The 8,509-nt window shown below is 37.6% G+C and carries 7 protein-coding genes; all 7 read left to right on the forward strand.

What is annotated here, in order from left to right; genetic code table 11:
• The first annotated feature begins 89 nt into the window (after positions 1 to 89).
• The 7 genes from ACSYTE_RS08670 (at position 90) to ACSYTE_RS08700 (ending at position 8,236) form a co-directional block, all read left to right on the forward strand.
• Entirely contained in the window at positions 90 to 1,268 is a 1,179-nt protein-coding gene (locus ACSYTE_RS08670) for a homoserine dehydrogenase (RefSeq protein ID WP_491717659.1), read from the forward strand.
• Positions 1,268 to 2,605, forward strand: a complete 1,338-nt coding sequence (locus ACSYTE_RS08675; RefSeq protein WP_491717660.1) for an aspartate kinase — start codon at positions 1,268 to 1,270, stop codon at positions 2,603 to 2,605. Before ACSYTE_RS08670 ends, ACSYTE_RS08675 begins: the two co-directional genes overlap by 1 nt.
• Before the next feature lie 299 nt (positions 2,606 to 2,904).
• On the forward strand, positions 2,905 to 3,732 hold the full coding sequence (locus tag ACSYTE_RS08680; protein ID WP_491717661.1) for a methylenetetrahydrofolate reductase: 828 nt from the start codon (positions 2,905 to 2,907) through the stop codon (positions 3,730 to 3,732).
• Between the two features lie 104 nt (positions 3,733 to 3,836).
• Complete coding sequence (locus ACSYTE_RS08685) at positions 3,837 to 6,365, forward strand: M1 family metallopeptidase (protein ID WP_491717662.1); 2,529 nt, start codon at positions 3,837 to 3,839, stop codon at positions 6,363 to 6,365.
• A gap of 84 nt (positions 6,366 to 6,449) precedes the next feature.
• On the forward strand, positions 6,450 to 6,767 hold the full coding sequence (locus ACSYTE_RS08690; protein ID WP_491717663.1) for a hypothetical protein: 318 nt from the start codon (positions 6,450 to 6,452) through the stop codon (positions 6,765 to 6,767).
• Between the two features lie 55 nt (positions 6,768 to 6,822).
• A complete protein-coding gene (locus ACSYTE_RS08695) occupies positions 6,823 to 7,392 on the forward strand; it encodes an NAD(P)H-dependent oxidoreductase (RefSeq protein ID WP_491717664.1) in 570 nt (189 codons plus the stop codon).
• A gap of 67 nt (positions 7,393 to 7,459) precedes the next feature.
• Positions 7,460 to 8,236 (forward strand): (S)-acetoin forming diacetyl reductase, encoded by a 777-nt coding sequence (locus tag ACSYTE_RS08700; RefSeq protein WP_491717665.1) that lies wholly within the window; start codon positions 7,460 to 7,462, stop codon positions 8,234 to 8,236.
• The last annotated feature ends 273 nt before the right edge of the window (positions 8,237 to 8,509 follow it).

Here is an 8,509-nt window from a genome sequence, read left to right on the forward strand (position 1 = left end):
GATTTATAACCATGATAATATGTTTTTAAATAAAAAACAAGTGTTTATGAAAAATATACACAATTACATAATTTAGGAGGCTGTGTTTTATGAATATTGCGATTTTAGGATTAGGAACCGTTGGAACAGGAATCAATAAAATTATTGAAGGTGCCAATCCCATGTCGATGACAGCAGATCTCCATGTTTCCCATATCTTCGTTCGAGCAGATAAAGTTAACCAAGGTGCCAAATTAGTTTCTGATTATAATGTAATTTTAAACGATGACAGTGTCGAAACAGTGGTAGAAGTATTAGGTGGAATTGAACCAGCCCATACGATGATCGAACAGGCGTTAAAACACCATAAAAACGTTGTGACTGCAAATAAAGCGGTGGTAGCTAGATATATGGAAGAGTTCAAGCAAGTTGCAAGGGACAATGGCGTGCAATTTCGTTTTGAAGCCAGTGTCGGTGGTGGGATTCCTTGGATCGTTAACCTAGAACGGGCCTTAAGAATTGATCCAGTTGATTCTGTACATGGGATTTTTAACGGTACTAGTAACTTTATCTTAGATCAAATGACTAAGACTGGAGCATCATTTGAATCCGTTTTAAAGCAAGCCCAAGACCTCGGCTATGCCGAAGCTGATCCGAGTGCCGATATCGATGGATATGACATTGAAAACAAGCTTTGTATTAGTGTGGATGTTGCTTATGACATCTTGGTGCATCCAGATGATAACCTTCCTAAGTTTGGGATTCGGACGATCAAGGCGCAAGACATTGAATACTTTAAAAAATTAGGGCTAGTCGTTAAGTTGATCGGCCGTAGTAAGTTAGCAAACGATAGCTTTAGCTACGTGATCGAACCTGTATTGTACAAACAGGGGAATGTAGAGGCTAGTATCAATGATAACTTCAATTACGCTAGTTTCCATGGTGAATCGATCGGTGACCTTGGCTTCATTGGTCAGGGAGCTGGGATGATGCCAACGGGGCATGCAGTGGTTCAAGATATTCTAGATATTAACGGCCAAGTGAAACACTTAGAAAGAACATTTGAGAAGTCACTCCAATTGAAGAATGATTCAGAACGGGGCACTTACATTGTAAGAACCACATCCGATGAATTTAAACAGTTAACTAGTGACTGGCAAGTTAAAGATGATGGAGAATACCACAAGGTTATTGATATTGATGCCGATTCAATGCATTCAATTATGAAGCAGGTATTACCATCAGATAGTGAAGCGTTTATGGCACGGGTATCCGGAGGTGTTGAATAATGATTGTTGCTAAGTTTGGTGGAAGTTCCATGGCAAATGCAGATCAGTTCAAAAAGGTCCGCAACATTTTAAATCAAGATCCACAAAGAAGAATTGCCGTTGTTAGTGCGGCTGGGAAGGGAACTAACAACCCAGTTAAATTAACTGACCAGTTGATTGCGATCTATGACCTAGTTCAATCACATCAAGATTACTCCGCGGCTTTGGATGATGTTTGGAACCGAATTGAATCGATCGTTAATGCGTTAAAATTAGATTTACCCATTCATGATGAATGGCTTAACATTTCTAAAAATATTCAAAAAATGACCTATGCACAACTAGTGTCACGGGGTGAATACTTAACTGCTAAATTACTCGCTAGCTACTTGGGATGGCCATTTATTGACTCGGCTGATTTTTTGGTCTTAGTTGATGGCAAAGTCAATTACGATGCATCGAAGCAACGACTAATGGCACTGGCCAAGGGATTGAACCACTGTGTGATCCCTGGATTTTACGGTGTCGATCCAAGTGGAGTGATTTCACTATTGCCACGTGGTGGTGGTGATACCTCTGGAGCGATCGTTGCCAACTTAGTTAATGCTCAATGTTATGAAAATTGGACTGATACTAATGGAATCTTAGCTGTTGACCCTAGGATCGTTAATGATCCCGCCAAAATTGATGTTCTGTCGTATGATGAGTTACAGGAGTTGTCATATTTGGGGGTCAAAGTATTTAACGAGGAAGCTATTCAACCAGTTCGTGTCAAGCACATCCCAATTCGAATTATGAACACCAATCAGCCTAATTTAGGCGGGACGTTCGTAGTTACTGATAAATCAAAGGCTGAAATTGGTTCTGAAATTGCTGGAATCGCTGGTAAAAAAAATCAAGTCATCCTAACGGTCAAAAAATATCAACTTTCAAATAATGTTAATACGATCATTAGTTTAATTAAACTAGTCAGCGCATTCAATTTGAAATCAACTTACTCACTTTCAGGTGATTCAATTAACTTTGTGTTATCAGGACACCTAGATGAACAAAGAATCAATCAACTCATCGATCGAATTAAATTTGATGTAAAACCAGATGATATTCAAGTGAAGACTGGAATGGCAAAGATTGCGGTAGTTTCTGAAGAATTCTATGGTCGACCAAGATTGGTCGGTAAAATGATTGATTTACTGGAGTCGAATGGGGTTCGGGTTCAACAGGTAATTCAAACCAATACTGATATCAAGGTCGTATTCGGGGTTAATAATAATGATTATCAGCGTGCAATCGAATGCTTATATCAACAATTTTTTCGCACCAAAGAAACGAGTTCACGATTAATGATGAATTACTAATTCGAAACATTTAACTTTTAGGGATACCGAATATTATTGTTGACATATTTGAATGTTTAATTTTATAATAGGAATGGATAGTTATCGAACCTAGTAAATGTTTTAAGTTTTATAGAAATTACTAAAATTCCATTCTTCCTAATATTAGACATAGATTATAATGAATATTCCTTTCTTAAATTTATTGATAACTCTATCCTAAACGGAGCCCAGCGTTCAACCACAGGTTGTTCGTTGGGCTTCTTTTATTTATTGTTGTAAAATATGATTAATAAATTGAATTAAGGATGGTAACAATTATGAGCATCGTTTCCAGATCTAATCTGACGTTGGAAATTCAGGCAAGTCCATCGCCATCGATCAATCAGCGTAATTTAGAATTACTTCGCAGAATCAATCCCGCTGCTGTATTTATTCCATTTAACGCGGGTGGAAATCAGCAATCTGCAAATTGGTTTACGTTTGCTGATCAAATTCAAAATCAACTTAAAATTCCAGTAGTTACGCACATTACTGGTCGTTATCAAACACGGACGACCATTCGATTAATGATTGAAAAGCTGATCAATATTAACATTAACCGTGCGTTGATTTTACGCGGGGATGACATTGCTAATAAGCAATCACCAAATGTTTTTCCGCATGCTAGTGATCTCATTGCTTTTATCAAGGCAATTCATCCAGAAATGAAGATGTGGGGAGCCTGTTATCCAGAGGGCCACTATGAAGCTTTCGATTTAACTACTGATATTAAAAACCTTAAATTTAAGATCAACGCAGGCTGCATTGAGTTGGTCACACAGATTGGCTTTGATAACCATCGTTTATTTGCCTTTATAAAACAGACCCGATCAATCGGCATTACGGTACCGATTAGAGTTGGGGTATTGCCAGTTTTGAATCGTGAACAAGTTAGTAAAATGATTTCATTAACACATGTGGCGGTTCCACAAAGCTTGGCTAATATTTTGAAGATTGATGATCAATCAGAATTTGCTCGGGCGGGTCTGAAGTTTACGAATCAGCAGATCTTAGAATTGAAGCAAAATGGGGTTGATAGGATTCATCTGTATTCTTTGAATAATGAAGATTTATTACAAAAAATTATTAACAATCAAATTAGTTAGTGTAAGATATAAAAATGGAATGATTGTTTACAAACTTGTATAATTAGAATATTATAATAAATAAATGAAACTTAAATAATAAAACGATTTAAAGGAGAATCATAATGAGTGAATTTAAAAGACTGTACCCGATTTTACAACCTAAACATTATGATCTATTCATTAATGTAGATCGAGGCAAAAAGTTAATTAGTGGAAAGACAACGATAATTGCTGATGCCAAGCAAAAGGCAGTTGCAGTTCATCAAAAGGATTTGAACGTAGCTACTGTTACTGTTGATGGTAGCGAAATTGATTTTAGCGTTGATAATGACGCTGAATTAATTAACTTCGAATTACCAAGTACTGGTAATAATAGCATTATGATTGAATATACTGCGCCACTAACTGATACGATGATGGGAATATACCCTTCATATTACGAAGTTGACGGGGTAAAAAAGCAATTAGTCGGCACTCAATTTGAAACTAACTTTGCACGTCAAGCATTCCCATGTGTGGATGAACCAGAGGCTAAAGCAACCTTTAAGATTGCGATTAAGTTTGATGAACAACCAGGTGAAACGGTGATCAGCAACATGCCTGAAGAAAAAGAAGAAGATGGTGTGCATTACTTTAAGGAAACTGTGCGGATGGCTACCTATTTAGTTGCATTCGGCTTCGGGGACTTACAGAGTAAATATGCTGAAACCAAGAGCGGCGTTAAAATTGGGGTGTTTGCTACTAAAGCTCACCAGCCAAAGGAATTGGACTTTGCTGTTGATATTGCAAAACGTTCGATCGAATTTTTTGAAGACTTCTATCAAACCCCATACCCACTTCCTCATTCTTGGCAATTGGCATTACCTGATTTTTCTGCTGGAGCAATGGAAAATTGGGGTTTGGTTACCTATCGAGAAGCATACTTATTATTGGACCCAGATAATACAGCCCTTTCCACTAAGCAGTTGGTCGCAACCGTGATCGCACATGAGTTAGCTCACCAATGGTTCGGTGACTTAGTAACGATGCAATGGTGGGATGATCTCTGGTTGAACGAAAGCTTTGCGAACATGATGGAATATGTAGCCATTGATGCGATCGAGCCAAAATGGAACATTTGGGAAAGCTTCCAAACTTCTGATGTTCCAGCTGCCTTACAACGGGATGCAACTGATGGTGTTCAATCAGTTCACGTTGAAGTTAGTCATCCAGCTGAAATCGATGCCTTATTTGATCCAGCCATCGTTTATGCCAAGGGAGCTCGGATGTTAGTGATGGCTCGGGCGCTAGTTGGTGATGATGCCTTACGGACCGGTTTAAAGGCTTACTTTGCTGCTCACAAGTACGGAAATGCTAAGGGTGATGACCTTTGGAATGCGCTAGGTAAAGCATCAGGAATCGATCTAGCTAAGATTATGAAGACATGGTTGGAACAACCTGGCTATCCAGTGGTTAACGCATCGGTAGTTAATGGGCAATTGACCTTGACTCAAAAGCAATTTTTCATTGGTGATGGGGTTGATAAGGGAAGACTATGGGAAATTCCATTAAATAGTAACTATGATGTAGTGCCAACTATTTTTGCTGATGAGAAATTAGTCTTAGGTGACTATGCAGAATTACGTGAACAAGCTGGTGAACCATTCCGACTGAACGTTGGCAATAATTCCCACTTTATTGTTAAGTACGACGATGCATTACTAAATGATGTTTTAAGCAGTGCTGATGATCTAGATGATATCGATCAAATGCAAATCCTACAAGATTTACGATTATTATCGGAAGCGAGTCAAGTTAAGTATGCCTCTGTATTTTCGGTACTATCCAAATTTGCCAATACCCAATCTGCAGTCGTTGTTAATGGAATCTATCGCTTAGCAACTAAGTTCAAAGAATTTGTTGTTCCTGATTCTGAATCAGAAAAACACCTGCGGAAATTCTTTAATAAGCTAAGTGGTGATCAAGTAAATCGATTAGGTTGGCTCCCACAAGCAAATGAATCAAACGATGATCAATTGGTCCGCCCGACGGTTTTAAGTGCTTCTCTTTATGGTAAGAATGAAAACTCCATTCGAGCAGCTCATAAAATATTTGTTGAAAATAGCAATGATTTAGGGAGTGTTTCTGCTGATATTCGGGCATTAGTTCTTGCTAATGAAGTAGAAAATTACGAAAGCAAGCAACTATTTGATCAGTTGTTAAATGAGTATCGTAAAACCTCTGATGCTAGTTACAAGAGTGATTTAACCTATGCGATCACGAAGGTCAATAGCGTTGAATTGATCAAGGAACTAGTCGACAAGTTTGAGGATAGTAATACCGTTAAGCCCCAAGATTTAAGAGCTTGGTACTATGGAACGTTAGCTAATAATAAGGGCCAACAGTTTGCATGGGATTGGGTTAGAAATGAATGGCAATGGCTTGAAGATACCGTTGGTGGCGACATGGAATTTACGAGTTTCATCACTGTCACAACGCGGGTTTTCCATACTGCGCAAAGATTAACTGAATTCAAGAACTTCTTTGAACCTAAGGTCAACACTCCTGGGTTAACTCGAGAAATTAAAATGGATATCAAGTCAATCGAAACTAAAGTTGCACTAGTTGAATCTGAAAAGGATTCAATTGCTGAAGCTCTGAAAAAATATTAATTAATGCTAAAAAAGCAGCCTTTTTGAAAAATCAGAAGGGCTGCTTTTTGCGTATTTAATAATTAGAGGGGAGGTATGGTTATAATGAACGAACAAGTATATATGTTACAATTTGTTTCGGATATCTATGGTCCTAGAGATTTTGTTGCTGTTAATAATATTGATCGGCATTTGATTATTGGCGATGTAGCTAGCACTTGGCAAATACCAGCAATTACATCCAGAGAAGCAGAAATTCACGAACTAATAAAAACGTTAATTGATGGATTGCGAAATGGTTATAAACTAGTTGTTACATCTCACCATACTAATTTTTTAGTTAGCCCATTAGCAGAAATAAAAACAGCCACTAAATTACTGGAAAAACGCTACTATATGAGTAATAGTATCTTGATTAATTAAACTAATCCTGTAAAATATAGCTAATAAATTAAGTAATTGTGGAGGTTCAAATTAAATGAACTTATTAGTAATTCAAGGGAGCCCAGATGCAAAATCACTATCACATGCCAATGCGCTTCAATATTATGAAACTGCTAAGCAACAGGGCATTAAAGTTACCTTAGTTGACTTATCAAGTGATCAATTTGATCCAGTATTGCGTTATGGTTATCGTAAACACATGGAAGATGAATCGTATCCGAACAGAATGCAGGAACTGATTAAGCAAGCAGATCACTTAGCGTTTTTCTTTCCAGTTTGGTGGTCCGCTGAGCCATCTGTTCTAAAGGGATGGGTCGATCGTGTATTTACACCTGGATTCGGTTATCGATATGACGATAAGGGCAAAACGGTCAAGCTATTGAGCGATAAAACGGCATCACTCTTCGTTACCTCGCATGCGCCCGCTTTCTTTTATGGATTATATGGTGGAGTGATTAGTAGATGGAAGCATTTTATTTTAGGCTTCTGTGGAATTAAGCTAACGCATAAGGCGATTTTAGGAGACTTAGATAAAAAGTCTGATACTCAGCAAAGAAGGACCGCATTTATTAAGAAATGCTCAAGCACGCTTCAAAACGTTTAACAAGCCATTTAAATCCGCATATAATACAGTCATATTTTAATAAATATCCTTAGGAGGACTTTTAATTATGACAAATAAAAAAGTAGCGCTAGTTACAGGTGCTGGACAGGGAATTGGGAAGTCGATTGCTGAAAGATTAAGCAATGATGGCTTTGCTGTTTCACTAGTTGGACGGCACTTGGATAAGGTGCAAGCAGTTGCTGATGAATTAAATCAAGCTGGTGGTGAAGCATTTGCTGTAAAGGCTGACGTTGCTAACCGTGATGAAGTTTTCGACGCTGTTAAACAAACCAAGGAGCATTTTGGTGATTTTAATGTGATTGTTAATAATGCAGGGGTTGCCCCATCAAGTCCAATTGAAGATGTTACTCCTGAAGACCTTGAATTTACATTCAAGATTAATGTTGGTGGTGTAATCTGGGGAACCCAGGCGGCCATTCAAGCATTTAAGGAGCTTGGTCACGGCGGAAAGGTCATTAATGGATCTTCTCAAGCTGGACAAGAGGGGAACCCTAATTTAACTGTATATGGTTCTACTAAGTTTGCAATTCGGGGGATTACCCAAACTGCATCTAAGGAATTAGCAGAACGTGGAATTACGGTAAATGCTTACTGTCCAGGAATTGTGAAAACACCAATGATGGAAGATATTGCTAAGAGTGTTGCTAAGGAAGCTGGGAAGCCAGAATCATGGGGAATGGAGCAATTCGCTAAGAACATTTCAATGAAACGCTTATCAGAACCTAGCGATGTTTCAAACTTAGTTTCATTTTTAGCTAGCGAAGATTCCAACTACATCACTGGCCAATCAATCTTAGTTGATGGTGGAATGGTTTACAGATAAATTTCATTTGAATAATTTTAAATTTAAAGGTTACATAATGACGGATTCTACGTTATTATGTAACTTTTTATGTTTTATATGGTCCTTTTTTAACTAATGCTAATTTAGTTCAATTGAGCAGTCAATTTTTTATTAAGGTCTTTTCGTGTTGTATACACAATTGTTCATTATGTGATAAAATTAAAAATGTATAAGTGTATTATTTAATAAAAAATGAACGGATAAAAAAAGTTTTATTTTCTTAGATCCAATTTTAAATTGGAGGGTGAACAA

It is taken from the genome of Nicoliella sp. ESL1120, assembly GCF_058508515.1.